Consider the following 24,498-nt stretch of genomic DNA (forward strand, 5'->3'; position numbering starts at 1 on the left):
GCGCCGCCTACCACTTGGCGAATTTCACGATTTCCTCAGGCCCCCGCAAAGCAATGATCGTCCGACTGCGACGCGCCCTGCGATGGCAAGCGCTTCCGCTTCTTGCCGGCTTTGCCGTTGTCGCGCTGATCATAACCGCGCGCGCCATTCTCGCCGAAGCGCAGATCGCCGACCGCGACGCCAGCCGTGAAGCAATTGAAGCCCAGCAAACGCTCTCGAGCCTGCTTTCGCTCGCCCAGGACGCCGAGACCGGCCAGCGCGGCTATCTGCTGACCGGCGAGAAAAACTATCTGCTGCCATACCAGCATGCGGTCGAGGCGCTGCCGGCGCTGCTCAAGCGCGTCGATGAGATGTTTCCGGTCGGCAGCGATCGGGCGCAGCAGGTGGCCGGCATCAAGGACGCGCTTGCCCGCAAGCAAGCGGAACTCGCTGAGACGATCAGGCTCTACGACACGGGCAACACGGCGAAAGCGCTGGACATCGTGCGCGGCGGCAGGGGCAAGCTGGACATGGACCAGATCCGCGCCAACATCGATGCGATCCGGCGCATCGACGGTGCGAACCTCGCTGCCCGTGCGGAGCGGATGGAACAGATCGAAGGCTGGCTGCGCATCGGCTCGTTCGCGGCGCTGCTGGGCATCTTTCTGCTCGGCATCTATACGATCCGCCAGTCCAGCCGCCGCTTCCGAGAGGTGGCTGACGCGCAGGACGCATTGAGCGCCAAGAACGCGGCGCTGCTCAACGAGATCTACACGCGTGAGAAGGCGGAGTCGCAGCTTCGCCAGGTGCAGAAGATGGAGGCGGTGGGCCAGCTCACGGGCGGCATCGCGCATGATTTCAACAATATGCTGGCTGTCATCACCAGCGCCATGAACCTCGCGCAGCGCAAGCTCGCTCGCGGCGAGCATGACGTGCAGAGCTTCGTTGAGGCGGCGGCCGATGCCGCGGCACGCGCCGCCAACCTCACCGCCAGGCTGCTTGCCTTTTCCAGGCAGCAGCCGCTGGCGCCGCAGATCATCGATGCCAATCGCCTCGTCACCGGCATGTCGAACCTTTTACGGCGCACGCTCGGCCATGCGATCGAGATCGAAACGGTGCTGGCGGGCGGACTTTGGAAAACGCATGCCGACCCGAGCCAGGTCGAGAACGCCATCATCAACCTGGCGGTCAACGCACGCGACGCCATGGATGAAGAAGGCAAGCTCACCATCGAGACCGCCAACTGCCATCTCGACGAGGCCTATGCGGCGGCGCATCCCGAAGTGAAGGCCGGTCAGTATGTCATGATCGCGGTAACGGACACCGGCGCGGGTATGGCGGCGGACATCATGGCCAAGGCTTTCGAGCCATTCTTCACCACGAAGCCCGCGACCAAGGGAACCGGGCTCGGTCTCAGCCAGGTGTTCGGCTTCGTCAAGCAATCCGGCGGACACGTCAAGATCTATTCGGAGCCCGGCGAGGGCACGACAATCAGGATCTATCTTTCGCGCTTCACCGGTCCGGAGGAAGCGGCTCCGCCGGTAAAGACCGGCGGCAGGAGCGATGTTCCGGCAACCGAAACCGTGCTGCTCGTCGAGGACGATGCCCGCGTGCGTGCTTCGACGGCCGCCGCCTTGCTGGAGCTCGGCTATACCGTCATCGAAGCCGCGGGTGGTGACGAAGCCTTGGAGAAACTCGGTCAGAACGCCGCCATCGCGCTGATGCTGACGGATATTGTAATGCCGGGTATGAATGGCCGGCAACTCGCCGAACAGGCTCGCAAGCAGTCCCCCTCCCTGAAAGTGGTGTTCATGACCGGCTTCACGCGCAACGCCGTCGTGCACAATGGCGTGCTTGACCACGATGTGCACTTCATCGCCAAGCCGTTCACGCTGGAACAACTGGCGGCGAAGCTCCGGGACGCGCTCGCTTGATTTGTCTGACCGTTCTTAGATCCGTCCGAGCACGACCAGAATAATGACGATGACAAGAACCAACCCGAGACCGCCGCCGCCATAATAGCCCGTGCCGTAGAACGGCCCGCCGCCCAGGCCGCTGAAACCGCCAAGCAAGGCCAGAATGAGAATAATGATAAGAATTGTGCCGAGACCCATGTTCTTTTCCTCTCTCTGAGCGCAAGCCGGCGCTTTTCATCACGAAATCAACTCGCAAGGGGCGCGCATGTTCCACCCGGCTCCGGGCAATGCTATTCGGCCTTGGCCGAGTGGGATGACACGATCGGCGGCCCGGGATTGGCTTCAAGTCTGATCGGCACCAAAAACATGAGCGCAATCGCAATCGCGATCGACACAATGATGGCCGCGGTGCTGAAGATGTCCTTCATGTTCGCATCCTGAATATTCAAAGGTGCTGAACAACGCTGCGCGATACTTCCCGTTCCACTTCGCCCTAGCGGAACCTTTTTCAGACGCGCAACGTTTGGGGGCGGCCCAGTTTGGGCAATCCTGGCGATAACGGAGGCTCCCTTATGGGCGCGTCGGTACTCATCGGCATCCTGATCACCTTCCTGGTGGTGATCCTGGTGCTCTATCTCGTGCAGCGCTTGCCACTCGATGCCCGCACGCGACAGATCGCGCAGATCATCGTCATCATCATCGGAATCATATCGTTGCTCAAATATCTTGCGGTCTTTTAGCCGCGGTCCATATTCGGCACGGAAAACCCCGAAGCCCGGTGTCCATGAGAACCCTGTCGATCGCACGCCTCGCCGGCAACTTGTTGAGCGCCGCCACGCTGCTGTGCGCCGCGAGCGCCGCCCAAGCCCGGCCGGATACTCGCGCCATGACCTGCGCGCAGACGCAGGCGCTGATCAAAAGCGACCATGCGGTGGTTTTGACCACCGGTCCGGATACTTATCACCGCTTCGTGCGGCAATTCGGCAATGAGTGCGACTGGCCGGAAGTGCCAATATCAACAACCGTTCCCGCCAAGGACGGCGAGTGCCGCGTCTATCGGTGCGAGGAGCCGGTCGACCTTCCCGACCGATAGCCGCCTCTTGCGGTCCCGCGCGGAACCATAGCAACCCCATACGGGTTGTACGGGCCAGCGGCAGAACTGGCCGGCCGCGACTTTGTTCTGCGTGTAACAGCGGGAGGAACGGCAAATGCCTGAAATCGCGCGCACCGGCAGTTGCTTGTGCGGCGGCGTGCAGTTCCGCGTGGCCGGCGAGCCACGCCGGGTAGGCCTCTGCCACTGCAAGGATTGCCGCAAGACAAGCGGATCGGCTTTCCATGCCTATGCCGTATGGCCGCTTCAAGCGTTCGAAGCCAGCGGGATCACCAGCACCTATGGCGCTCGAAGTTTTTGCCCCACCTGCGGAAGCCGCGTTCCATTCGTTGGAGAAGAGGAAGTCGAGGTCACGATCGGCAGCCTTGACGTCGCGCCGACCGAGGGGCTGGTGCCGGACTATGAGCTCTGGATCGGGCGGCGCGAATCCTGGCTGCAGGCCCTCCCCGCGGCGCATCAGTTCGAGCATGACCGGGTCGCCGCTGATTCGGCCGCCGGCAATGAAACGGACCCGGAGCCGCGGCAGGAGTCGGCCTAGGTTGGATCACTGTCGGACTTAAGCCTGAACGGCAATGACCTCCGGTCCAGGGAACCCTTCGGCGCCACCCGGAAAGGCCCGGGTGCAGATTTAGATGCCAGGCTTTTCTCCAAGCTCACTCTGTTTCAACCACCGGTAGGTTTGCCGGTCAATCAGCCGCCGGTAGCATTCAGGGTGAGTCGTCACCTGCACGTTTCAGGCAGCGACATTCATGGCGTTTTATCCGCTTTGCGGAACGCAAGAATTTTTAGCCATCCCTCTTTCGCAATACAACCTTTTGGTTTGCTCTCCTGCCGACCGCTTGTGTTCAGCGCGTGAAATACCAAGCTGCAGTTGCAATATCGAAGTCAAAATTCTTTAAGCTTAAGAAATTTTTTAGACCATTGCTTTCTGGTAGTATCAAAATATGACGCTCGGACTTGCCACAGGCAGTAGGCCTTATGATTTCGAACCTTGTACAAAAGGCCACCTTTGTTTCTTTCATTTTTTGCTACATAGTGCTGCCGAATCTTGAAACCGGACGGGGCGGTTTTCATGACGTCGGCGCCTGAACACGACCAAAACATGCATTTGCGGTATCCACCGATTGACGGGTTTTGGACCTGGGACGTCAAGCGTGACCGCGTCTATGGCGACGCCAACCTTTCAGATTATTTCGGGCTGACCCTCGACGAATTCTCGCATGGCGCGTCGCTGGAACGATGCATGCAAAGCATCGATGTGGATGACCGGCCCAGGGTCCGATTGGCGATCCGCAAGGCGATAGAACGCAAATCTGGCTTCAGGGAAGTCTACAGGGTCCGGTCGGAAAAGATGGGGCTGCGCAAGATCCTGGCTGTGGGCCAATGCTGCGTAGACGGTGTGGGCGAGGCAGCGCTCTACCCTGGCTGGTTCGTCGATCTGACGAAGGATGCCACCTGCGAGGAACAGTCGCTGCGCGAGATGCACAATCACGTCGAACAGGCCAGGGACATCGCGCGATCGATCGGACACGACCTGTTGTCCTATCTTCTGGACAACGTCGAGGAAGAGGTCGAGCAACGGCTTGACGGAAGGCTGAGGAGGCGAAGATCGTCCTGAGGCAGCTTTCGCCGATCGTTTGCGGGTCAGCTTCGCTTGCCGCGTCTGCCGACCTCAGCCGTGACCATGCGCGCGAAATGCGATTGGGGCGATCGGTGCTCGATAAGCTTGGCGCGCTCAAGCGCCGCGTCGCCGTAAAATTCGATCAGCACCCCGGCTGCCCGGGCGGCATCGGCTTTCAAGCGGCCGAAATCGACTTGCCCGTTCTCGAACGAAGGCTCGCTCCTGGCAATCGCGTCAAGCATGGCTTGCAACTTGTCAGAAGTGCTGCCCTCGTCTTCGTTCATGCTCGCTATCCGATTGGGCGCGTAAAATATCGACATTTCCGCACGATGTCCAACAGGTTCGTTGGGCGGGCGTCGGTGCAACCCCGTGCAGCCGCACCGCGCACGGTGTCACAACTTTCATGCAAGCATAGTGATCCAGACTTACCGCGCAGACATTTGGGGGGCACCCATGGACCAGCCTAGCAAAATGGAAAACCTGCAGTTTGCGCAGGGGATATTGCGGGAACTTCGCCAGAAGGCCGAAGCCGACGGCGAAAAACTCCTGACCTATCTCATCGACATGGCTTATCTCGAGGCCAGCGACCGCATCCGCGCCCACTGGATCGGCAACCACGAACATGAAAGCCGCCGCGCTAAGGGCTGAGCCGCCCAAGGCAATTTGATGCTCGCCGCGGTTTTCCGTGCGGAATTGCCGGGATCGATAGCTGGAGCGGTTCAGCGTTTGCGCCAGAGGCTGAGTAGCGCAAGCCCAGCGCAGCACATCCTGAACGCAAGAAAGCCCGCCATGCCTCTTCGGCATGGCGGGCTTACTTGGATGAGCAAGGCTAAATGCGATAGCCTCGCCGCCGATCTACGATGCGGCAGCCTTCTGGCGGACCGGAAGCTTCCACCCCGGCCGCGCGAAGTGGCAGGTGTAGCCGTTGGGATAGCGTTCCAGATAGTCCTGATGCTCGGGCTCGGCTTCCCAGAAGGCGCCTACCGGAGCAAGCTCGGTGACGACCTTGCCGGGCCACAGGCCGGACGCATCGACGTCGGCGATCGTATCCTCGGCGATCCGCTTCTGCTCGTCGCTCGTGTAGTAGATTGCCGAGCGATAGCTCATGCCGATGTCGTTGCCCTGGCGGTTCTTCGTCGTCGGATCGTGGATCTGGAAGAAGAATTCGAGCAGCGTGCGGAAACTGGTCCTGGCCGGATCGAAGATGATTTCGATTGCCTCGGCGTGAGTGCCGTGATTGCGATAGGTCGCGTTGGCGACATCGCCGCCGCTGTAGCCGACCCGGGTTGAAACCACGCCGGGCAAGCGCCGGATCAGATCCTGCATGCCCCAGAAGCAGCCGCCGGCAAGGACTGCGCGCTCGGTGGAAGAAGCCATGTCAAACCTCCTTTGGATTGCTCCATAGATAGGCGTTGTGGCCGGGTTCTTCCAGCGCCCCGGGGAACATGCCGGCCACGATTTCGAACCTGCGCGATCAGGGGTCCGAAGTCGGCCTGAACCGTCGGATTGCCAGCTCGAAGACGATGTCCGAAATCCACATGGCCGAGACCCCAATCAGGAAGGCGGCGGCGAGCGTGGTAGTGTCGTCGGCGCCGTCGGGCATCGGCAGGCCGCTTGCCTGAACCCAGGCGACGGCAGGCAATGTCAGATAGGCGGCGGCCAGGGCGCCGCAGATGGGCGAGGCGATCATCTCCCGCAGCTTGTAGCGATGGCGCGACAGCGACCGCAACACGCCGCCGGCGAGCCCCGCCGCCACGACCTGGCCCTTGATGCCCAGCAGATCGAAAATGTCATGCATCACGGCCTCCAGCCACAGAGCTTCTCGCCCTTGCGATTGTGCGCAAGCAGCGCCCTCGCCTCCTGATCCGACAGCGTTTCGACGGCCCTGGCGGAGAGGCGCATCGGCGCGGCGGCGGCGCAGAAACCGCCCCTAGCCGTCGTGCAGCCGGCAAGCGCGGCGACGGTGGCTGCGAGGATCAATCCCTTGCCCATGACTTCAGCTCCTTCCTGACCGCTTCAGGCGGCAAGGCGCCGACGTCGTTGTCGACCTGGTCGGCGATATTGCGGGCCGCGGCCTCGGCTTCTGCCTGCTTGCCGCGTTCGGCCCTTGCGCCCGCAAGGCGCTGGTGAAAGCCCCAGCCGAGCGCGCCGACAACGCCGGCGCCGATGGCCAGGATCGTCGGATTGGTGAGAAGCCATGCCAGCAGAGCGCTCATAGCAGCACTCCGATGAGAAGACCGGCGATGAAACAGGCGGCGCCTACGATTGCATACGGCCTGGCGGCTTCAATGCCGATGCGCACGCCCGGCGCGACCTGCTCGACGCGCCCGGTGCGGCGCGGCGGGTCCGCGCCCTCGAACGCGCCGATGGCGCTGACGATCTCGGCGCCGTCATCGGCGGTGATGATGGTGGCGTAGCGTGGCATGGAGCCTCGGGGCGGAATAGTGGGGCCGCGCTCAATCGCGCCAGCGCTCGAAGGAAATGGATGACCGAAAAACAAAACCCGCCTCGCGGCGGGTCGTTGGCGCAAATCAGCACCATGGACAAAATAGTAGCATAGCTGCCCACACCGGGCAAGAGGTTGCAGGCATATTTTCCTATCCTCCTGAAACCAGCCTTTGTCCCAGACCTGCTGGCAAAAAACCCGATGCGCCACAGCCAGGGATTGAACCGCAGGCAAAAGCCGCGCGAGTTTTTGTCGGAACCAACCGTGGTCCGACGGGTTCCACCCTCAGTCGCAGACGCGACAGACCCTGCAACAGACGAATCGTCTCGAAACAGAGGAGAAGAATCATGCTTACGAAGATTCTCGCGGCTTCGGCCCTGACAATCGGCCTCGCCACGGCGGCGATGGCCCAGACCGCGAACTCGCCCGATAACTCGGCCGGCAGCGGCCAAAGCATCACAGTCGAGCCGAGGACGCCGGCCACCCCGCCGCCTGACCAGATGGCGCCCGACACCGGCACGACCGGCAGCGTCACCGGCGGCGATATGAATTCCAACGCCGACAAGAACTGCCCGAACAGCCCACAGGGGGCGCAGGGCGATGCCAACAACACCGCTGCCACGACGGTGCAGCCGAACGTCAACGATAACAATTGCGGCAAGTAGGCCTGCCACTCGCGCTCGCAAAGGCCGTGGAGCAGCTCCACGTCCTTTGTGTTGGAGCCAGCTTCACCGGCTCGGCAAGGGCGGTCGGAACCATGCGGCCTTCCGACCGTTGCAAGGGGCACAAAGGAGAAACCCATGGCAGACAATGAAAGCAGCAGCGGTGGCGCAGCAAACGGCGCCGGCACCTCGAGCACTAGCCCAGCCAGCGAAGCGCGTCCCCGTAACGCCGCTTCGCGCAGCAGCGGCGCGTCGCGCAGTGGCGCCGCATCGCGCGGCAACGCCAGGGCATCCGAAGCGGCGATGAAGAAGCAGATCGCGGAGTTGAAGCGCGAGGTAAACCGCCTGAACCGCGCCCTTTCCGAGCAGGCCGAGGAAGCGTCCGAGACCGCGCAGGGCTGGTACCAGAGCGCAGCCGACAGCGCGTCGAACCTATATAGCGGCGCGGCGGATCGCGCATCGAACCTCTACAGCGGTGCCTCCGGCCGCGCGTCGCGCGCGGCAAGCCAATTACGCAGCCAGGCGCAGAGCGTTTCGGAAACCGTGCAGCAGAACCCGGGCACCTTCTCGACGGCCATGCTGATCGGCGGCCTCGTCGGGCTGCTGGCCGGCATGGCGATCAGCCGGAACCCGGACCCAGAGCCGGACTGGCTGCATCGCTGGCGCAGATAGGCATTTCCGGTCCGGCTCGCGCTGCCGGGCCGATCAACGGTAGTAAGCGAAGGCTGCCTTGCGGCGGCCGCGCGGAGAGAAGGCCGGGCCGGCGCGCCCGGCCTTCTCTTTTGGATGCCGGGCTTTTTCATTTCAAGGTTGTGTCGTCCCCATCCTTTTGCTGTGGCCGGTTGTCCCGGGCTGGTCATTAGCAGGAGCTTATGGGATCATCCCCCGGGGAATCGCGGAGAGCGGCATGGACAGACCTGCCATGGCATCCGTCTTTCGGATGCGGCATGTGCCTGCAAGCATTTCGGGCGTTCGCAGCCTTGGCAGAGGCCAGGCCGATCCGTTCTTTCATTCGAGACCACTCGGCGAGGCGATCCGCTTCATCGCCCAGGCCGACGGCCAGTACGACCTCAGCGCCGTCGCCATCTTCTACGGCGACCGCCAGACGCCGCCGCTCGGCAACCGCGAGATCAGGCAGCTCTGGAGCGAGTATGGCGAGCGGCTGATGGAGGCGTAGAGCCGCGCAAGCCTTCCCGCCGGATCGGAAACGCCGCTCATGCGTTCTTGTGGCGAGGTCAATGGGAGGAACGCCATGAACGTCGCCAATCTCCAACTCGAGGGCCTGCTGATGGCCGTCGCAGCGATCAACCACGTGCTGGTCAAGAAAGGTGTGCTCACCGTCGAGGAAATCGACATCGCGCTGCGCAAGGCCGAGGCCGGTGAGACCGGCGAGGAGCGCTCGGAGGCGATCTCGGCCTCGAACCGCGACGCCATCAATTTCCCGATCCGCCTGCTCGAGCTCGCCAACCAGTGCCAGCCCGAGGCGGACATGCCGTCCTTCTCGAAGCTGGCCCGCATGGTCGGCCAGATGAAGGAGCCATATAACGACCAGATGTGAGGGGAAAGGTCATGCCCTCCCCGGCCAGCCGTGGCGCAGGGCCAGCACAGTGCCCGGGCCGTGCGCCGCGGCGTAGAGCAGGCCGGCGGCGAAGGGGAAGTGCGACATGAAGGCGCCGAACTCGGCCTGGTTTCCGGGCCAGTGCGACGGGCCGTGGAAGGCAAAGCCGAGGAAGACGACATAGACCGCGCCGATCAGCGCCAACGGCGACAGATAAGCGCCGGTAAGGAAAGCGATCACCAGCAGCGTCTCGAGGATCGCCGCGCACCAGGCCAGGAACAGCGGGAACGGGAAGCCGGCGGCGGCGATGTAGCCGGCGGTGGCGCCCATATCCATCAGCTTGAAGGCGACGCCCATCGCGAACATAGCAGCGAAGATCAGGCGAGCGATGAGAATGGCGGCGGTCTGCCAGGTCGATTGGGTTTCCACGAGTGTCCTCCGGGTTGTCTGTTGATGCCCCAAGGACGGACGAAGGGCGCTGGTTCCGACAGGGGGTAGGAAAATTGTTGGAGCGCCCTCTTCCTCGCCCCCGCAACGCGGGGGAGAGGTGGCCGCGAAGCGGTCGGAGAGGGGGCAGCGCCGGCGACAGAGGAAGAAGCACGGTGTGGCGCGCCCGAGGTTCTAAATCGCGACACGATCTCTCGGGTTCGCTCCATGCGCTTTAGCGAGACATGCTTTAGCTCTACGAAGGCCCCTCTCCGTCGCGGCTTCGCCGCGCCACCTCTCCCCCCGCTTCGCGCGGGGCGAGGAAGAAGGCTCAGCCGGCCTTCACCTGCGCCGGATGGCTGATCGAGTCCCGCACGGTGCCGTATTCGGCGCCCCAGCGGTCGGTCATGTCGCAACGGATATCCCACAGCTCGGGGAAGAAGCGGTGGCGGGCGCCGCCTTCCAGCATCTCCACCGGGCGGCCCTTCAGCGACTTCGAGCCCAGCCCGATCGAGCGGTGGATCAGATAGAGGTGGTTGGCGCGAAATTTCTGGAACAGCTCGTCGAACTCGATCAGCGCCTCGGCCACGACATAGGCGTCGCCGTGGTCGTAATGCTCGTCATAGATATCCGCCACGGTCAGCCCGCGGCCATCGAGATAGGCATGCCTGAAGGCCCGCCAAAGGTCCGGCGGCAGGCGCAGCAGGAACTTGAAGCCGGGCGATTCCTGGCCGCTGCCATTGCCGAGCTGCAGGCGGATCTGCTGATACTCCTTGGGCGACATGGTCTCCAGCAGATCGAGCTGCGCCGTCATCATACGCATCAGCCGGTGCACGCGGCCCATCAGCGTGACGATGCGATGGGTGTCCTGTTTCTCCAGGTAGTCGAGCACATCGACCAGCGTGTAGGCGATGAGCTTCATCCACAGCTCCTCGACCTGGTGCACGATCTGGAACTGCAATTCGTCGGCGTTGACCATCTCGGCCAGCGGCTTCTGGCAGGCGAGCAGCTGGTCGCATTTCAGATATACGCCGTAGTCGCGCATCTCGGGCGCCTCGATCCGGGCGTGATAGTCCGTCTTGTCCATGGCTCATCCTCCTCGGGCATGACCGCGCCACAAGGATAGCGCTTCCGGCTTGAACATTGTTCCTTTCTGTTATCCAAATGGCATGAAATGAAGGACGATTATCGCTCCTTCCCGCATCAATGGAGAACGAACTGTGCTGGATGCCCTGGACCGCAAAATAGTCGCCGCGCTCGAGCGCGATGCGCGGATCTCCTTCGGCGAGCTGGCAGAGGAGGTCGGCTTGAGCAAGACGCCGTGCTGGAAGCGCGTGAAGGCGCTGGAAGAGGCAGGCGTCATCCGTGGATATTCGACCCGCATCGACCCGGCCAGGATCGGCTTCGGCATCGAGGCCTTCATCCAGGTGTCGATCGACTTCGAGGTGTCCGACGCCTTCGAGGCGGCGGTGAAGACGCACCCGCTGATCCGCCGCTGCTACGCCACCACGGGCGAAGCCGACTATCTCCTGCAGATCGTTACCGTCGATATGATGGCGCTCGACCGCATGCTGCGCGAGGAGCTCAGCCGCCTGCCCGGCGTGCGCCGCACGGTGACCTCGATGGCGATGCGCGAGATCAAGGGCGACATCTCCTTTGCCGAGGCGGCGGCGCGTGCGCTGAGGGGATAAGGCGAGCACACCGAATGGCCTGAGCGCGCCGGCCGTGGAGGCGCGCGAAGCCCTGACTTTTTCTGGGATGATCGAGAACGGGCATCGAACCTGTCTATAGTCGCGACGGGGGTACGGCGGTGGCGGGTTCATCTCAATGAAGATCAGGGCGCAGGCTGCCCGGCGATGGCCGGCGCGAGGCTTACGGATTCTCGAATTCGCCTCGACGGCCGATTTCGCGCGCCTTTCCCTTCCGAGAAATACGCTGGCCACGGCGCTTCTGGCATCGGCCATGCTGCTGCCGGCGGCCACTTCGAGCCATGCCGCGTCGGTCCTCCCAGAGCCGCGAGACGAGCTCCACCAGCCGGATGCGAAAGCCATGCTGCAGGACGCCAAGCGCGCGCTTCTGGCGGCCAATGGCGGCAACGGTGGCGGAAATGGCGGTGGCAACGGTGGCGGGAACGGCGGCAATGGCGGGAACGGCGGCAACGGAGGGAACGGAGGGAACGGCGGCAATGGAGGGAATGGCGGTAACGGTGGCAACGGCGGAAACGGTGGCAATGGAGGGAACGGCGGCAACGGAGGGAATGGCGGCAACGGAGGGAATGGCGGCAACGGAGGGAATGGCGGCGGAAACGGTGGCGGCAATGGCGGCGGCACCGGAAACGGCGGCGGCAATGGCGGGGGCGCCGGAAACGGTGGCGGCAACGGCGGTAGCGCCGGAAACGGCGGGAGCAATGGCGGCGGCACCGGAAACAGTGGCGGCAATGGTGGTAACGCTGGAAACGGCGGCAGCAATGGCGGCCATGGCGGCGGCCATCACGACTCCAATGTCGGCCATTCGGATGGCGGGCCCCGCTCCTGCGGATCATCCCCGCGAGTGTCTTGCTGACGCCGCCGCTTGACCTCGAAGCGCCGCGCGCCGGAGCGGCAGAAAGCAACGTCCTTCCAGTTTCCTGTTCCGGCTCGCCGCTCCGGCGGCGCGATGAACCGCCCTATGGGCCGGTGCGGTAGGCGAAATCGTCGATAGCGGCCTGCCAGTAGTGCTGCGTGCGGATCTCGAGCCGCGTGATGCGCCTGTAGTCGGCCGCGAAATAGACCAGACCGTTGGCGGACAGCGTCAGTCGATCCTCATAGGCTGGCTCATCGCCCCGCCAGGCCTTGAGGATGAGCGTCTCGCCCTCAGCGTCGTCCCAGCCGGCGCCGAAATAGGCGCCGGTGAAATCGAACGGTTTGTCGCTGAACACCTGCGCGGGATGGCCTGAGCTGTTGTAGGCGATGAATTCGCCCGACATGGTGGTGTTGACGTAGCCCGGGCCGTCGGTGAAGCGCTGGTGCATGGCAACGAGATTGTACCAGTTGAGCCCGCCATAGCCTGACGGGACCTCGAACACGCCGGGCGACGTCATCAGGTCGTCGAAGCCGACGACATGCTCCTGGGGCAGCGGCGCCTCGGCCGGTCCGCCCTTGCCGGAGAACGTCGAGAGCACCACCGGCGCCGCGCCGACCACGACATGCCGCCGCTCGGTCGCCCCGGCGGCCGAGAAATCGACCAGCCATTCGCCGGGCGCCACGGCTGCGCTGAAGCGCCCGTCCGGACCGACCTTGGCGGCGATGCCGACGCCATCCGGCCCTGTCAGCGAAACGCGCGCCCCGGCGGCGACCGCGCCGCTGATCGTCAGATCCGCCGCAAGCCCGACGGGGTGGGTCGTGGTCTTTGCAATCAAGTCGCCCGGCGATCCGGGCGAAACGACATAGTCGCTTTCCTGCGAGGCGTTGCCGGTGGTGACCGAATAGACTGGCGGCGGCACCACGCGGAACGCATAGTGCCCGGGATCGACGACTTCGAAATCGCGGTGCATGGCCGACATGCGGAAGTTGGCGAAGCCGCCGGCATTGGTCAGTCGCATGATGGTGCCGGCGTTCGGCCTGTCGAGCTCGACAGCCACGCGCGACATCGGCCGGTCGCCCAGATCGTAGACGCCGTTCCTGTTGAGGTCGCGGAACACCAGCAGCGATGTGTTCATCTGGCCGCCTGCGAAGGAATCCCATGTCCGCCTGGGATAATAGTCATTCGCATCGCCGGCACGGGCCACGCCGCAGACCATGGCCAAGCCGGCGGCGGCGACGACCGCGCCCGGGAACAACGAACCACGCTTCACGAAATTTCCCCTCCGGCGGTCGCCGCCGATCCGATCCCCTGGAGACGCGCGATCACCCTGTCCACGGCATCGGCATCGAAATAAGCGAGATAGAGCAACGCCATGGTGGCGCTGAACGTGTAGACCGGCAGCGTCACATAGATGATGGCGTGGAAGGCCAGGCCCGGCAGGACCAGATAGCGCCTCGTGGCGCGAAACGGCAGGCCGAAGGCAAGGCCATATTCGAGCACGACCACGGCGACGGACACGATGGTGGCAAGCCAGGCAAGGCCGGACGGATAGTCCGAACCGGCGTAAAACCAGAGGAATATCTGCTCGAGCCGCGCGCCGCTCAGAAAAGCGTGGTTCGACTTGTCGAAGGCGGCGAAGAAATAGAGCACCGAGAGCTGCACCACGATCAGCCGCAGCCCCCACAGATTGCCGCGCTCCGCCGGCGGCGGAACGCCCAAGCGCTCGGCCCGCGTCACCGCCAAATAGCGGTCCAGCGAATAGGAGCGGTCGCAAGGGGTGAGCGCGATCAGGAGCGCCGCGACGGCAAGCAGATAGGCATGGTGGTGGGTCCAGGGCTCGCGGCCGAGATCAAAGCCGAAGTAGTAATACATCGCCAGCCCGACCGAGCCGGTCCAGACGGCGGCGAGACGGCTGTGATAGCCGACGAAGAGCAGGATCGTGGCGAGGAAGAAGTTGGCGGCGAGAAACAGGCCGGCCGGCGACTGGTCCCTATAGAGCAGCAGCTCGCCCGCCCAGCGCGACCAGAACAGCATCGCCAGGCCGATGCGGATCAGCGCGGACGAACGCGACGAGCCTTTCGTGCCGGCCGCCCAGGCGGCGAAGCGCGCCGCCATGGCCGGCGTCGGACGCCAGTCGGCGATGGCGTCAGTCGGCGCAGGCATTTTCGGCATCGGTATGGATCGTCTGCCAGCCGCCGCGCGTGCCCAGCCGGGCGCGGACACGGATGTCGGCGCCCTGCCCTGCGACCGTGCAGAGCCGCTTGATGACGGAAGCCAGGTCCTCTCGGTTCTGGATCCACTTCAGCCCGCCGTTGCGGGGCGCGCCGAGCATCCCGAAACGGTCGAGCGGGACAAGCGCGCCGTCGGGCCGCGGATTTCGAAGGAAGCGTCGATGACGTCCAGCCCGATCGCGCTGAACATGGTCCAGGAACGCAGCCACGGCGATTGTACCCCGAAGACCTGCTCCGCGGCCGGGCCGGCGATCATGAAGCCCGCGATCGCCATGAAAGCGCAAAGCCGCAAGCGTGCCGCCGAAAGCCGACCGGCAGGCCGCGCACCTATCCTGATTGAGATGATATCCGCCACCCGCGCACCTCCGTCGCGATCATAGACCGGTTCAACGCCCGGTCCTCGATCGTCCCAGAAAAAGTCAGGGCTATGCGTAGGTCGGAAAGGCCAACAAGCAGGCGACATGGGCCGCCTTTTGGGTCAGACCACCTTGGCCCGTCGCAGCAGCCTGCGGTCCGCGCAACGGGCCAAGTGGCCTGCCTTTTGCCCGCCAGCTAAAGGCTGGCTCCTCCCATCCTCCGCTTCAGGGCAGCGGAGAGCTCGAACAATGACCGGGCTGTGCGAGGCTTGGCGATAACTTTTGTTAGTCCCAACTAAAATAAGCAACCCGGCGCTGGCTAGCGACCGACGTGGTGGATCGCTGGCAGCGTCTGGGAGACGCTAAGCGTAGCAGAATAGACAGGCCTGCCGACTTCATCATGGACGGCCACGGTCACCGTTTCATCCAAGTCGCTTGAAGCCATTTCGTCGACGGCGATGTCGTGCAGAGCCTTGAGCGCTTCTCGTCGCATCTCGCTCAAACTGCCGAGATCGACCCAGGCATCACCCAGGCACTGCCCGTTTCGGATGACCTCGAACCTGTAATTCGACATGTGCCATTGTGAGACGAAGGGATAGCAGCCGCATTAAAATTTGAGAGCCGGCTTGCTAACAAGGTTCGGCGATCGTCGATGGCGACCGATAACCCTTCACTAAAGACCGCCCGCCGATCTGGCCAGCGGCCCTGAACGTCACTTAAAAAAGATGCAGCAACGCTAAAATAAGCCTGTGCACTGGCAGAATTTGCGGTCGCGGAGCCCGCCCAGACAGCTCACTTTGATGGTGCGGCGAACTTCGATTCGCCGGGCCGGCGCCGGGAAATCCACCCCAACAGGCAACGGGCGCCGGTCACTTACGTTGGGGCGGGGGGCTGCCATAGCGCCCGCTGGCGAGCGGAGGCTTGGAGCTGGCCACCCGCGCCGCCTCTTCCTTCTCGGCGTCGGCCTTGCGCTTCGGGCATTCTTCGAAATCATGGTCGCGGCCGCCGCAATAGGAGCAGCATTTGGCGGGGATATCGGGGTGGAGCATCGAGACCATTCCCAAGAATGCACGAAAAGGTTTCCGGTTGCAGCAATTGCGTGAAGCCGCAACACCGCCGCCTTACCCCATGCCCGAGAAGATCAAAATTCGAGGAGCTCGCCGCTCGCGCGGCGGGCTCCCGACCGATCACCGCTCACGCATGCGCGTGAGGATGACGGAAGTCCCAGACGGCCCAGGCCGATGCCACGACCACCAGCACGCCGAGGACGACATGCGTGGTCATGACATTCGTGTCAGCCGCAAAGCCCAGGAGCCAGGGCGACACGATCAGCCAGAGCCCGAGGACCGCGCTGACCCATTCTTCCCACTCGGCGAACACCGAAAGCGACGCCAGCGCCAGCGCGCCGAGCAGAACGCCGACGATCCAGGCGTTCCACGCGGGCACCATCGCCGCGGTGAATCCGATAACCCAGGGTGAGATGAAGAGGCAGATCGCGAGGACCAGAGTAATCCAGTCCAGGCTCTTTCTTGTTTCCATCATTGCCATGACAACCTCCATGGAGCTTGACCAAAGCAACTGTATCCGCGTGGACATTGCACGCTCACGATTGATATAATTACGCTTTTGCAGCGCTGCAAGGAGGGCCTGAGCGGCCGCGGCCCGCCCAGACCGATCTCATCCGCCAGACGGCAAGGTGCAAATCACGCTGGCGCCGGCCGCCGCGATCGATCCGACGCTCAAACGGCGATGTCGCCGTCGGTATCGGCGCCGAGCTGCGGAACGATGATTGCCTCGAGCGGCGCGTCGAGCGCCCATTTCAAACTGCCGTCCGAGCGTTCGAGGCTGGAAGAACCGCTCAGCGACTGCGGAGCCACCCGCTGCAGCACCACCGTGCCGAACCCTTTTCGTTCGGCGACCCCCTTCTCCTTGCCATTCCTCTCAGCGACCCCAATTCCTGCCGCGCCGGACGTCTCCTGCCACAGAAGATGAAACCGCCGCCGCGCGTCCGGACCCATCTCGACCTTCCAGGTGATTTCCACATGGCCCCCGTCGACGGCAAGGGCGCCATATTTGGAGGAGTTGGTGCCGAGCTCATGGAAGGCCATGCCGAGATTCTGCACCGCATTCGACTGCAGCGTCAGCAGCGGCCCGGACAGCGAGATGCGTTCCTCATGGCCGAAGGGCTTCAGATGCTCCTGAACTAGGTCGAACAGGCTGGCGCCGGCCCATTCCGAGGTCACCAGAAGGTCGTGCGAGCGCGACAGCGCCATGATGCGCGCGCGGATCATCTGCTCGAACTCAGCCGGATCGGTCGAGCGCTTGCTGGTTTCCCTGACCATCGACAGGATCACCGCGAACTGGTTCTTCACGCGGTGATTGACCTCGCGCATCAGCAGCCGGATGCGGCGCTCGCTTTCCTTGGCGGACGTGATGTCGCGGGCGATCTGCGAGGCGCCGACGATCTCGCCTGCGTTGTTCCTGATGGGAGAGACGGTGATCGACACGGCGATCAACGAGCCGTCCTTGCGCTTGCGCGTCGTCTCAAGGCTGCCTACGCCCTCGCCCCGGCGGATACGGCCGATGATCTCGGTTTCCTCGCTGTGCATGTGATCGGGGATCAAGATCAGAATCGACTTGCCGATCACCTCCTCCGCGCTGTAGCCGAACATGCGCTCGGCCGCGTAGTTCCAATCGGTGATGACGCTGTTGAGGTCCTTGCCGATGATGGCGTCATAGGAAGAGTCGACGATCGCCGCGAGGCGAGCATCGGCATTGGCGTTCGGACGAAAGATCCCCCCTGTACCGGTCATGCGCATCAAATAGGGCCGCCCGCAATCAAGGCAACATATCCGCTGGATCGCATCCGCTTACGGCTTGCTGTCGCCGGGGCTATCGCCGGCCGGCCTGTCCGCAGATATCACGCCGAAATCCTGCGATTTCACGCCCGCATTCGCCGTGAGGAACCCATCCGACGCCAGCCCTCGACGCAAAAGTTCGCGGACCGCGGCCGAACGGCTCGGCATGCGCTTTTCGAAACGCCAGTTCTCCAGCGCCGCCAGTTCCTCTTCGGTCAGCATGATCTGCAACCTTTGCGGCCGTTCCAGCTCAGCCATGCCTGCCTCCATCACAGACAAAAACGCTGCGAATGAGTAAATGCCTCATTGTGAGTAGAAGTAGGGTTTGTGGCATAGGACGTCAAGAATGACCAAGCTGTGAAAGACGGCACAGGCTAACGATACCAACGATGGGCCGAAACCACATTTGTTGTTCTATGCTAACTTATTGATTTTCTTATAGCTTTTTGAATTTTTTGCTTGCATTCCGTGACCGTCTGGCGCATGGTGGAAATCGAGGGATAACCTCCAGGGAAGGAGGCAGTCCATGTTCCGACGATTTTCAATCCGCTTGCGCGACGACGCCCACCACAAGGTGCAACAGGCCTTGTGGACCAAGGGTATCGTCAACATCATCCGAATTTCCGAAGAAATCAGGCTGGATCATCTGGCCGAGAACATCGCCCGCGAGGACATCGAAAGCCTGGTGATGGAGGTATCACAGCTCTACGGGGCGCCGATCGAGTTCGACGACGAGGCCCTGACGGCGCTCGACCTGCCGGAGGTCCTTAAGCCCGACAATCGCAACGACCTCGAAAAGGTGCTGGATGGGCGCATGTCCGGCGGTGAGATCAGCATCGACGTGCTGCATATGAAACGGTGCTAGGCGCGTCGCGTCTGGACGACCCCAATCGACCGCGCCCCTCGGAACGGATGCCACCGCCTTGGCGATTGGCCGAGACGCCTGTCGCGATCGTCATCCACGGGCGGAGCAAGGAGCGAAGCGACGCGCGCAGACCCGAGGATCCATGCCGTGACTTGGAAGCGCCGCGGCGGTCCACAAATTCTGCACCGTTGCACACTTCGGTCCAGGTAACGGAATGGATTCCAGGGTCTGCGCGCGTCGCTTCGCTCCTTGCTCCGCCATAGAATGACGAGGTTCAGAAGCGTCCAGCTCATCGCCAGCGTTTGCGCTGACTACCCAGCGGACCTTGATAGCCTTGCCCTCGAAGCCTGCAATGTTCAACATCACTGTGTTGAGGAACTAGCCCTTCTTCGGGCGCTTCGGAGCGGCTTTCCTTGGCAGCGCCACTGGCGCTTCGGCTTCCTGCGCCAGCCTGGCCGCGCGCAAGCGCTCGGTCTTGGCCGCCCTTTCCTTGGCTTCCAGGTCCTGAATCTGCCGAGCGACACGAGAGGTCGTGTCGGTCTTGGCTTCCGTGCGGGATGGGACCGGCTTGAACAGGCCGGTATCCGGTAGCGACTTCATTGTCATCTCCTTAATCAAAAAAGGCCGGGCAAAGCCCGACCTTCTCCAACGCGCCTCCGCGGCCTATGCCAGTACATCCGTGGTCAACGACCGCGAGGCGCTGTGATCAGGAGGCTTGCAGATTCTCGGCCGCGCTTTTGCCGCTGCGGGCATCCTTCACGACGTCGAAGCTGACCTTCTGGCCTTCGACGAGGGAACGCAGCCCTGCGCGCTCGACGGCCGAGATGTGAACGAACACGTCCGGCTGACCGCCGCCCTGCTCGATAAAGCCGAAACCCTTGGTAGAATTGAAAAACTTCACCGTTCCAGTAGTCATTGCGATCTCCTTACAAATCGACGCAAAATTGTACCCGCCCGGCAACCGCCAAGCGACGAATTCTTCGAAATTGAGAGGGAAGATCGCAGGGGCGCATTTTGCGCGAAAACAACGTTCTTTCAGCAAGATCGATTTATCCTATATAGCTATTAATTTCCTCAGCGGCAAGGGCCCCGGGCATAATACTTCAAGCCGCGGTCCGTCCAAACCAAAGCAGTTCCCGCCGGAGCGGTCGATCCGACAGAGCGTTGGTCCTGATTCGACGAGCGCGGTTCCTGAATGGGGCAGCAATGGCCAAAAGGGACAACAATCCACCCTCTCGCGACGTGGTGAAGCGACTGGTGCGGGAGACGGGCATCAGCGAGGCATAGGCACGCGATCTCGTCCGCCTTATCGGCCTGCACTGGAGTTCTCTTGTCCGCGAGGCCAAGCTGATCGCTTCCTCACCCCGGGATTAAGCCGGGTTCAGCCCCTGGAATCCAGATGGTCGAGGATGGCAAGGCCGGTTTCGTACTTCTCGGGCGCGACGCCCGCCTGGTGGGCCTGCCAGAGATTGTCGCGCAGATCGGCTATCTTCACCGGCAATGCCAGCCCGTTCGAGGCGGCGCGGTAGAGAAAACCTTCCTCGCTCTCGTCCATGCGCCGCGTCAGCGCATCGACCGCGGCCACCACCGGCAGGCCGAAACCAGCGCCCTGCAGCCTCTCAAAGGTCCAGCCGTCGCCTTTCTCGACAATGTCGTGCAGGTAGGCGACGGTCTTTTCGTCCAACGTCTCGACGGCATCGGCAACGCGCCTCAGATGTTCGATATAGGGCCGACCGGTCTTGTCCTTCTGGCCTCGATGAGCCTGCTCGGCGATCTTTGCTGCCTCGTGAAGCATGATCCTTCCAATCTCGTCACAACAGAGCCCGCCCCGGCGAGGGACGGCCGAGGCGGGCTTGCTCGGGCTGAACCCGGTCGGTGGCGCGCCTCTCGCGGGGGGAGCGGGGCTGCGCGCCATCCTGCCTTCCAGAACAGCGGCGCCTGGCGAATGTTCCCGCCCGGAGAAAAAGACTGGTATGCAGGAACTTCGCGACCGCGCTGCCGTTAGCCCTGCATGTCCAACAGGAGGTACGGCAAATGGATTGGAACCGCGTCGAAGGCAATTGGAAGCAGGTGAAGGGCAAGGTCAAGGAACAGTGGGGCAAGCTCACCGACGACGATCTCGATCGCATCGCCGGAAAGCGCGACCAGCTCGAAGGCAAGATCCAGGAACGCTACGGCATCGAGAAGGATCGCGTGCGCCGCGACATCGATGACTGGTACGGCCGCCAAGGCTGGTGACAGCCGACTGCCCGAAGCAAAGGGCGCTGCCGCGCGGCAGCGCCCTTTTTGCTGAGCCGTTCAGGATTGGGCGAGGCGGCCGCTCTATCTCGCCGGCGCCGCTGAAACCGCCCTGCCCACTTGGGCGCCGATTGCGTTGTCCACCTTGGCCGAGGCGCCAGGCGCATCCCGCCATGCGGCGGCCGGGGCTGAAATTCGACTTTGCCGTTGTCCGGGCTGGAACCTTCATTCGCGATCCGCATTTGTTGTCGCCATGGATATTTTCGACGCAAATTCTCTGGTCATCGCACGGGCAAAGGCCCTGCGCTCCGAAAACAGCCGCATGCGGGAACTGGCTTGGGCGCATGTGGAGCAATCCAGGGCCCTCGCCCAGCAGTTGGCAGCGATTCGGAACCAATCAAACCGGGCATTGCCGATGACGGGCAACTTGACTGAGATCGAACGAGCCCTAGATTGTCCAGATCGCTGGTAACCCCCAATGGACACCATTAGCGGCTGAGAGACGACGAACGCGCTCCCGTCTGAAAACGGGAGAGCGCTATGCGCCAAGCCAGAACTGCGTTGCCCCGGGCACGCGAACCCTTCCAGGATCAACTCGTCCAGGGCAGCAAAGACGCGATCAAGCGCTCCCGGGAATTGCTGCGCCGCACCGAGCGTCTGGTGCGCTCGAAACTGCCGATTGTCTCGGAACCGCCTTCCGACGAACCCCCTAATCTTTAGGGCAATTCCAGGAAAATGTGGGCGGTTTTTACCCGCCGCGCTTTTCCGGCCGACGCCCATCAATCGCCGCGTCGTTTCCGGTGCGGAGACTCCTGATTCTCGCCGCGCAGCATCTGCCTGTCGTCAGGATCGATCAGATCGCGCTCGCCAGCTTTCAACCCGCTTCCTTTCTCGCGGGTGGCCCGCTCCTGGCTCGGCCGCTTCAGCTCTTCCCTGGCGTTGAAATCCTTTCCGGCGTTCTTGGTGTTGACGCGCTCCTCGATGATGCGTTGCTGCTGGTCGTGCGTTGTCTTGCCTGCCATGACTGTCTCTCCTGTGCTGAAGCCAATCTCTCAAAATGGAGAAGCCCGCCCGGAGGGGAGCGGGCGGGCTTCTATCGGGAGGATTGGAACCCCGATGGCGGCGGGCTGGGGGGATGCCGCCGCGGACCAAACCGGCGAGCGGCGCTTATGTTCCTTCAGGAAGCGATGCTCTCTGAGTTCAATTGAGCTCATCGCGCCACAACCCGCTCACGGGCGACCGCCGCTGCGATGACAAATCACGATTGCGCAGCGGAACAAGTCCAGTCGCTTCCGGTTTCGCAGTGATCAGGACTGCGTGAAATGGCCCAGGATCGACGTCACAACGAAGCTCTCGCCAGGTTGCTGAGACGGCAGTTTTCCAGCGAGGTTTTGCGACGGCACCTGCGCGCGTGGCCACTTTTTCGGGTGACCGTCAGCTTCCCGAGCGCCTTCGAGCCCTGCTTGAAAGGCTCGGGCGAAGGAACGGTCGAAATCACAAAGGAGATGACAACCGCTGAGAGGCCAAGTTCGGGCAACCAGGAGAGACGCCGTTAAGACTTCGGTCCGGACCGCGCGGGACCGTGGGCCCACACCGGGAACGGAAGCCACTTGCTCCCGTTGGTCGAAGGCGAAAGCTGCACAGGCAGCGCCTCATCAAGGATTGAGAGAGAAGACATGAACAACATCATCTGGCTCGTAGGAGCAATCGTCATCGTCCTTGCCATCCTTGGATTCCTCGGCATCCGGTGACGCTGGCGGGCGTCACTTAATCGAGAAGCCGCTCCCGGTGGGCAATGTGCAGCGCCTGCGTGACTCGGAATAAATCGAGCAGTTCCAATGCCTGCTCGGCTGGCGCGCCCAGCTCGATGAGGCGATCGATAATCTCTCGCTGGCGGGAGATATGACGCGCTCCCGTGCGGATATGACGATTGAGCATCTGAAGCTCGGTTTCGGGGCTAACCATCTGGTCCCAACGCGAGGGTGAGGATCGTATCGCAACACAGTATTGTGCGCCCGCGATCGTGCGCCGGCTTTGATCTTCATCAATTTCCGGAGGGGCCTGGTCGTCATGGCGCGCCTCGACTCCTATCTGCCACGGGGATATGATTTCAAAGCTCGGAGGGCGAGCCTGATGGACCGCTTTATCGCCAGGGAGAACATCAAGCACTTCGTGGACCGCCTTCAAACGGAGACGGACGACGGCACCAGAGCGACGGTCCAAAGGCTGCTGATTGCTGAAGATGACAAATTCGCGAGTGTCCGAACGGCTGGATATGGTGGACCAGAACATCCTCAGGATCGCCGATCTTGCAACGCTGCAGCGCGCAAAGGTCAACGACATGCGCCCTGATGGCGACGGCGCGGCATTGGCTCACCGACACCTCGAAAACCTCGAGCAATTATACGAGCTCTTTGTCGAGAGCCGGCAGCTCGTGGTTACCATGATGGAAAGGTCCAGCCTGTAGTCGGCAGCCGGTGAGCCGTGTTGGCCGGCGCCACGAACAACAAAAACGGCGGCCGAAAGAGCCGCCGTTCCTTGTCTGTCGACAGGCCTCAGTTTGCGCCGCCGAGTTCCTTGGTCATCTTGCAGAAATTGTCATGCTGCTTGGCGATGGTTTCGTCGCCGCAATCTTTCTTGATCGAGGTGCGGTCTTCCTCGGTCATGGCCAGCCATGCCTTCTTGAACTCATCGCCGGATCTCATCGTCTTCATCCCCGCATCGGTGAAGAAAGGCGCCATCTTTTGCGGGTCATCCAAGGCCGATGTGCCTTTGGCGCTGCTGGCCATCGCCGCGCTGGTTGCGAGCGAAAGCGCGAGTGCGCTCATGCAAAGAATCTTGGTATTCATTTTTCTTCTCCCTGCGTTCATTGGAAACAACTGCTTTTCAACAGCGCTTGTGCTGGCAAAAAGTTCCAGGCGGAATCAAAGAATGCAGCCGCGCGAATTGCCGCCCCGAGGACGGTCGGCCTGCCCGCTTCGGTCGGCTCGTTTGTTCGGGCGGCGGTCAACAACAAATGAGAGTTTCCCGGGCGCTTTCACTGGAAAATTCTGTTGGGAACAAGTTCGAAAAAACTGTGTTGGGGTTGGTTATCCACCCACTCAGGAGATGCAGACATGCCGACAACGAAAGCGGCCTCGAACAAGGGCCTCAACGAACTTTTCCACGATACGCTGAAGGACATCTATTTCGCCGAGAAGAAGATCCTGGCAACGCTGCCCAAGATGGCCAAGGCAGCGCAGGACGAGGCGCTAAAGGCCGCTTTCGAAAAGCACCGCGACCAGACCCAAGAACATGTCGCGCGTCTTGAGGAAGTGTTCGAGGTGATCGACAAGAAGCCGGTGGGCAAGACCTGCCAGGCGATCATGGGCATCACCGAGGAAGGCGCCGAGATCATGGAAGAGTACAAGGGCTCGCCCTCGCTCGACGCAGGCCTGCTGGCCGCGGCCCAGGCCGTCGAGCATTATGAGATTTCGCGCTACGGCACGCTCAGGACCTGGGCGCAGGAACTCGGCCTAACCGAGGCCGTCACCTTGCTCGACCAGACGCTGAACGAAGAGAAGGAAACGGACGTCGCGCTCACCAAGCTCGCCGAGTCCGCGGTCAACGTCGCGGCAGAGGCAGCCTGAGTTTAGAGCAAGCTGCGCAGCCCTACGGGAAGGCAAGCGT

At 62.6% G+C, this 24,498-nt stretch carries 42 protein-coding genes; 16 read left to right on the plus strand and 26 right to left on the minus strand.

Features of this window, described 5'->3' with window-relative positions; translation table 11 throughout:
- The first annotated feature begins 53 nt into the window (after positions 1–53).
- A complete protein-coding gene (locus EJ072_RS34435) occupies positions 54–1,913 on the plus strand; it encodes a CHASE3 domain-containing protein (RefSeq protein WP_245463272.1) in 1,860 nt (619 codons plus the stop codon).
- A gap of 15 nt (positions 1,914–1,928) precedes the next feature.
- On the opposite strand, the gene EJ072_RS34440 is transcribed toward EJ072_RS34435, so the two are convergent.
- Together EJ072_RS34440 and EJ072_RS36270 are read right to left on the minus strand one after the other, a co-directional pair.
- Complete coding sequence (locus EJ072_RS34440; RefSeq protein ID WP_082048942.1) at positions 1,929–2,093, minus strand: DUF3309 family protein; 165 nt, start codon at positions 2,091–2,093, stop codon at positions 1,929–1,931.
- Positions 2,094–2,185: 92 nt separating this feature from the next.
- Complete coding sequence (locus EJ072_RS36270) at positions 2,186–2,323, minus strand: hypothetical protein (protein WP_189342065.1); 138 nt, start codon at positions 2,321–2,323, stop codon at positions 2,186–2,188.
- 144 nt (positions 2,324–2,467) lie between these two features.
- Here EJ072_RS36270 and EJ072_RS34445 point away from each other — a divergent pair, with 144 nt between their 5' ends.
- The 4 genes from EJ072_RS34445 to EJ072_RS34460 all read left to right on the plus strand — a co-directional run bounded on the left by EJ072_RS34445 (position 2,468) and on the right by EJ072_RS34460 (position 4,624).
- Positions 2,468–2,635 carry a Thivi_2564 family membrane protein gene (locus EJ072_RS34445; RefSeq protein WP_126083227.1) on the plus strand — a complete coding sequence of 56 codons (168 nt, stop codon included), beginning with the start codon at positions 2,468–2,470 and terminating at the stop codon, positions 2,633–2,635.
- A gap of 44 nt (positions 2,636–2,679) precedes the next feature.
- A complete protein-coding gene (locus EJ072_RS34450; protein WP_245467108.1) occupies positions 2,680–2,988 on the plus strand; it encodes a hypothetical protein in 309 nt (102 codons plus the stop codon).
- A 115-nt stretch (positions 2,989–3,103) separates the two neighbouring features.
- Positions 3,104–3,544, plus strand: a complete 441-nt coding sequence (locus EJ072_RS34455; protein WP_126083228.1) for a GFA family protein — start codon at positions 3,104–3,106, stop codon at positions 3,542–3,544.
- Positions 3,545–4,108: 564 nt separating this feature from the next.
- Positions 4,109–4,624, plus strand: coding sequence for a PAS domain-containing protein (locus EJ072_RS34460; RefSeq protein WP_126083229.1), 516 nt, complete (start codon positions 4,109–4,111; stop codon positions 4,622–4,624).
- Between the two features lie 26 nt (positions 4,625–4,650).
- On the opposite strand, the gene EJ072_RS34465 is transcribed toward EJ072_RS34460, so the two are convergent.
- Positions 4,651–4,911 (minus strand): hypothetical protein, encoded by a 261-nt coding sequence (locus tag EJ072_RS34465; protein WP_126083230.1) that lies wholly within the window; start codon positions 4,909–4,911, stop codon positions 4,651–4,653.
- Positions 4,912–5,080: 169 nt separating this feature from the next.
- On the opposite strand from EJ072_RS34465, the gene EJ072_RS34470 reads away from it, so the two are divergent.
- Positions 5,081–5,275 carry a hypothetical protein gene (locus EJ072_RS34470; protein WP_126083231.1) on the plus strand — a complete coding sequence of 65 codons (195 nt, stop codon included), beginning with the start codon at positions 5,081–5,083 and terminating at the stop codon, positions 5,273–5,275.
- Between the two features lie 207 nt (positions 5,276–5,482).
- On the opposite strand, the gene msrA is transcribed toward EJ072_RS34470, so the two are convergent.
- From msrA to EJ072_RS34495, 5 genes are all read right to left on the minus strand, one after another.
- Positions 5,483–6,004 (minus strand): peptide-methionine (S)-S-oxide reductase MsrA, encoded by a 522-nt coding sequence (gene msrA, locus EJ072_RS34475; protein ID WP_126083232.1) that lies wholly within the window; start codon positions 6,002–6,004, stop codon positions 5,483–5,485.
- Between the two features lie 97 nt (positions 6,005–6,101).
- Positions 6,102–6,425 carry a hypothetical protein gene (locus EJ072_RS34480; protein WP_126083233.1) on the minus strand — a complete coding sequence of 108 codons (324 nt, stop codon included), beginning with the start codon at positions 6,423–6,425 and terminating at the stop codon, positions 6,102–6,104.
- Entirely contained in the window at positions 6,425–6,619 is a 195-nt protein-coding gene (locus EJ072_RS34485; protein WP_126061380.1) for a hypothetical protein, read from the minus strand. The genes EJ072_RS34480 and EJ072_RS34485 overlap by 1 nt, the downstream gene beginning before the upstream one ends.
- Positions 6,604–6,843 carry an ABC transporter permease gene (locus EJ072_RS34490; protein ID WP_126083234.1) on the minus strand — a complete coding sequence of 80 codons (240 nt, stop codon included), beginning with the start codon at positions 6,841–6,843 and terminating at the stop codon, positions 6,604–6,606. Before EJ072_RS34490 ends, EJ072_RS34485 begins: the two co-directional genes overlap by 16 nt.
- A complete protein-coding gene (locus EJ072_RS34495) occupies positions 6,840–7,052 on the minus strand; it encodes a hypothetical protein (protein WP_126083235.1) in 213 nt (70 codons plus the stop codon). Before EJ072_RS34495 ends, EJ072_RS34490 begins: the two co-directional genes overlap by 4 nt.
- A 368-nt stretch (positions 7,053–7,420) precedes the next feature.
- On the opposite strand from EJ072_RS34495, the gene EJ072_RS34500 reads away from it, so the two are divergent.
- The 4 genes from EJ072_RS34500 to EJ072_RS34515 all read left to right on the plus strand — a co-directional run bounded on the left by EJ072_RS34500 (position 7,421) and on the right by EJ072_RS34515 (position 9,293).
- Complete coding sequence (locus EJ072_RS34500; RefSeq protein ID WP_126083236.1) at positions 7,421–7,738, plus strand: hypothetical protein; 318 nt, start codon at positions 7,421–7,423, stop codon at positions 7,736–7,738.
- 135 nt (positions 7,739–7,873) lie between these two features.
- Complete coding sequence (locus EJ072_RS34505; protein ID WP_245463270.1) at positions 7,874–8,407, plus strand: hypothetical protein; 534 nt, start codon at positions 7,874–7,876, stop codon at positions 8,405–8,407.
- A gap of 235 nt (positions 8,408–8,642) precedes the next feature.
- Entirely contained in the window at positions 8,643–8,912 is a 270-nt protein-coding gene (locus EJ072_RS34510; protein ID WP_126083237.1) for a hypothetical protein, read from the plus strand.
- A 75-nt stretch (positions 8,913–8,987) separates the two neighbouring features.
- Positions 8,988–9,293 (plus strand): hypothetical protein, encoded by a 306-nt coding sequence (locus EJ072_RS34515; RefSeq protein ID WP_041001284.1) that lies wholly within the window; start codon positions 8,988–8,990, stop codon positions 9,291–9,293.
- 9 nt (positions 9,294–9,302) lie between these two features.
- Here the strand turns inward: EJ072_RS34515 and EJ072_RS34520 are convergent, their stop codons facing one another.
- Together EJ072_RS34520 and EJ072_RS34525 are read right to left on the minus strand one after the other, a co-directional pair.
- Positions 9,303–9,722 (minus strand): DoxX family protein, encoded by a 420-nt coding sequence (locus EJ072_RS34520; RefSeq protein WP_126083238.1) that lies wholly within the window; start codon positions 9,720–9,722, stop codon positions 9,303–9,305.
- Positions 9,723–10,050: 328 nt separating this feature from the next.
- The gene (locus EJ072_RS34525; RefSeq protein ID WP_126083239.1) at positions 10,051–10,806 is read right to left on the minus strand and encodes a tryptophan 2,3-dioxygenase family protein; all 756 of its coding nucleotides are present in this window, start codon (positions 10,804–10,806) and stop codon (positions 10,051–10,053) included.
- 133 nt (positions 10,807–10,939) lie between these two features.
- On the opposite strand from EJ072_RS34525, the gene EJ072_RS34530 reads away from it, so the two are divergent.
- Complete coding sequence (locus EJ072_RS34530; RefSeq protein WP_126083240.1) at positions 10,940–11,410, plus strand: Lrp/AsnC family transcriptional regulator; 471 nt, start codon at positions 10,940–10,942, stop codon at positions 11,408–11,410.
- Positions 11,411–11,591: 181 nt separating this feature from the next.
- Here EJ072_RS34530 and EJ072_RS36275 read toward each other — a convergent pair whose 3' ends face one another.
- From EJ072_RS36275 to EJ072_RS34580, 10 genes are all read right to left on the minus strand, one after another.
- Entirely contained in the window at positions 11,592–12,209 is a 618-nt protein-coding gene (locus EJ072_RS36275) for a hypothetical protein (protein ID WP_189343165.1), read from the minus strand.
- 175 nt (positions 12,210–12,384) lie between these two features.
- Complete coding sequence (locus EJ072_RS34540) at positions 12,385–13,551, minus strand: hypothetical protein (RefSeq protein WP_126083241.1); 1,167 nt, start codon at positions 13,549–13,551, stop codon at positions 12,385–12,387.
- The gene (locus EJ072_RS34545; RefSeq protein ID WP_189343166.1) at positions 13,548–14,444 is read right to left on the minus strand and encodes an HTTM domain-containing protein; all 897 of its coding nucleotides are present in this window, start codon (positions 14,442–14,444) and stop codon (positions 13,548–13,550) included. The genes EJ072_RS34540 and EJ072_RS34545 overlap by 4 nt, the downstream gene beginning before the upstream one ends.
- A complete protein-coding gene (locus tag EJ072_RS34550; protein WP_126083243.1) occupies positions 14,428–14,613 on the minus strand; it encodes a hypothetical protein in 186 nt (61 codons plus the stop codon). The genes EJ072_RS34545 and EJ072_RS34550 overlap by 17 nt, the downstream gene beginning before the upstream one ends.
- On the minus strand, positions 14,583–14,867 hold the full coding sequence (locus EJ072_RS34555) for a hypothetical protein (protein WP_126083244.1): 285 nt from the start codon (positions 14,865–14,867) through the stop codon (positions 14,583–14,585). Before EJ072_RS34555 ends, EJ072_RS34550 begins: the two co-directional genes overlap by 31 nt.
- A gap of 320 nt (positions 14,868–15,187) precedes the next feature.
- Positions 15,188–15,442, minus strand: coding sequence for a hypothetical protein (locus EJ072_RS34560; RefSeq protein ID WP_126083245.1), 255 nt, complete (start codon positions 15,440–15,442; stop codon positions 15,188–15,190).
- Positions 15,443–15,737: 295 nt separating this feature from the next.
- Positions 15,738–15,917: a hypothetical protein gene (locus EJ072_RS34565; protein WP_126083246.1), complete on the minus strand. Its 180-nt coding sequence runs from the start codon at positions 15,915–15,917 to the stop codon at positions 15,738–15,740.
- 145 nt (positions 15,918–16,062) lie between these two features.
- The gene (locus EJ072_RS34570) at positions 16,063–16,416 is read right to left on the minus strand and encodes an SPW repeat protein (protein WP_126083247.1); all 354 of its coding nucleotides are present in this window, start codon (positions 16,414–16,416) and stop codon (positions 16,063–16,065) included.
- Positions 16,417–16,607: 191 nt separating this feature from the next.
- Positions 16,608–17,687 (minus strand): PAS domain S-box protein, encoded by a 1,080-nt coding sequence (locus EJ072_RS34575; protein WP_245467110.1) that lies wholly within the window; start codon positions 17,685–17,687, stop codon positions 16,608–16,610.
- A gap of 51 nt (positions 17,688–17,738) precedes the next feature.
- Complete coding sequence (locus EJ072_RS34580; protein ID WP_126083248.1) at positions 17,739–17,984, minus strand: hypothetical protein; 246 nt, start codon at positions 17,982–17,984, stop codon at positions 17,739–17,741.
- Between the two features lie 268 nt (positions 17,985–18,252).
- Between EJ072_RS34580 and EJ072_RS34585 the strand changes: the two genes are divergently transcribed.
- Entirely contained in the window at positions 18,253–18,591 is a 339-nt protein-coding gene (locus EJ072_RS34585; RefSeq protein ID WP_126083249.1) for a hypothetical protein, read from the plus strand.
- Between the two features lie 378 nt (positions 18,592–18,969).
- Here the strand turns inward: EJ072_RS34585 and EJ072_RS34590 are convergent, their stop codons facing one another.
- From EJ072_RS34590 to EJ072_RS34600, 3 genes are all read right to left on the minus strand, one after another.
- On the minus strand, positions 18,970–19,191 hold the full coding sequence (locus EJ072_RS34590) for a hypothetical protein (RefSeq protein ID WP_245463268.1): 222 nt from the start codon (positions 19,189–19,191) through the stop codon (positions 18,970–18,972).
- A gap of 106 nt (positions 19,192–19,297) precedes the next feature.
- A complete protein-coding gene (locus EJ072_RS34595) occupies positions 19,298–19,507 on the minus strand; it encodes a cold-shock protein (RefSeq protein WP_126083849.1) in 210 nt (69 codons plus the stop codon).
- Positions 19,508–19,972: 465 nt separating this feature from the next.
- A complete protein-coding gene (locus EJ072_RS34600) occupies positions 19,973–20,386 on the minus strand; it encodes an HD domain-containing protein (protein ID WP_126083251.1) in 414 nt (137 codons plus the stop codon).
- Between the two features lie 239 nt (positions 20,387–20,625).
- On the opposite strand from EJ072_RS34600, the gene EJ072_RS34605 reads away from it, so the two are divergent.
- Positions 20,626–20,829, plus strand: a complete 204-nt coding sequence (locus tag EJ072_RS34605) for a CsbD family protein (protein WP_042640013.1) — start codon at positions 20,626–20,628, stop codon at positions 20,827–20,829.
- A gap of 540 nt (positions 20,830–21,369) precedes the next feature.
- Positions 21,370–21,549, plus strand: coding sequence for a hypothetical protein (locus tag EJ072_RS34610; protein WP_126083252.1), 180 nt, complete (start codon positions 21,370–21,372; stop codon positions 21,547–21,549).
- 59 nt (positions 21,550–21,608) lie between these two features.
- Here the strand turns inward: EJ072_RS34610 and EJ072_RS34615 are convergent, their stop codons facing one another.
- Together EJ072_RS34615 and EJ072_RS34620 are read right to left on the minus strand one after the other, a co-directional pair.
- On the minus strand, positions 21,609–21,851 hold the full coding sequence (locus EJ072_RS34615; protein ID WP_126083253.1) for a hypothetical protein: 243 nt from the start codon (positions 21,849–21,851) through the stop codon (positions 21,609–21,611).
- Between the two features lie 745 nt (positions 21,852–22,596).
- A complete protein-coding gene (locus EJ072_RS34620) occupies positions 22,597–22,998 on the minus strand; it encodes a hypothetical protein (RefSeq protein ID WP_126083254.1) in 402 nt (133 codons plus the stop codon).
- A gap of 88 nt (positions 22,999–23,086) precedes the next feature.
- Between EJ072_RS34620 and EJ072_RS34625 the strand changes: the two genes are divergently transcribed.
- A complete protein-coding gene (locus EJ072_RS34625) occupies positions 23,087–23,296 on the plus strand; it encodes a hypothetical protein (protein ID WP_126083255.1) in 210 nt (69 codons plus the stop codon).
- Between the two features lie 88 nt (positions 23,297–23,384).
- Here the strand turns inward: EJ072_RS34625 and EJ072_RS34630 are convergent, their stop codons facing one another.
- Positions 23,385–23,699 (minus strand): hypothetical protein, encoded by a 315-nt coding sequence (locus EJ072_RS34630; protein ID WP_245467396.1) that lies wholly within the window; start codon positions 23,697–23,699, stop codon positions 23,385–23,387.
- 246 nt (positions 23,700–23,945) lie between these two features.
- On the opposite strand from EJ072_RS34630, the gene EJ072_RS34635 reads away from it, so the two are divergent.
- Positions 23,946–24,458, plus strand: a complete 513-nt coding sequence (locus tag EJ072_RS34635; protein ID WP_126083256.1) for a ferritin-like domain-containing protein — start codon at positions 23,946–23,948, stop codon at positions 24,456–24,458.
- Positions 24,459–24,498: the final 40 nt, after the last annotated feature.

The organism is Mesorhizobium sp. M2A.F.Ca.ET.046.03.2.1, from assembly GCF_003952425.1.
Lineage (GTDB): Bacteria > Pseudomonadota > Alphaproteobacteria > Rhizobiales > Rhizobiaceae > Mesorhizobium.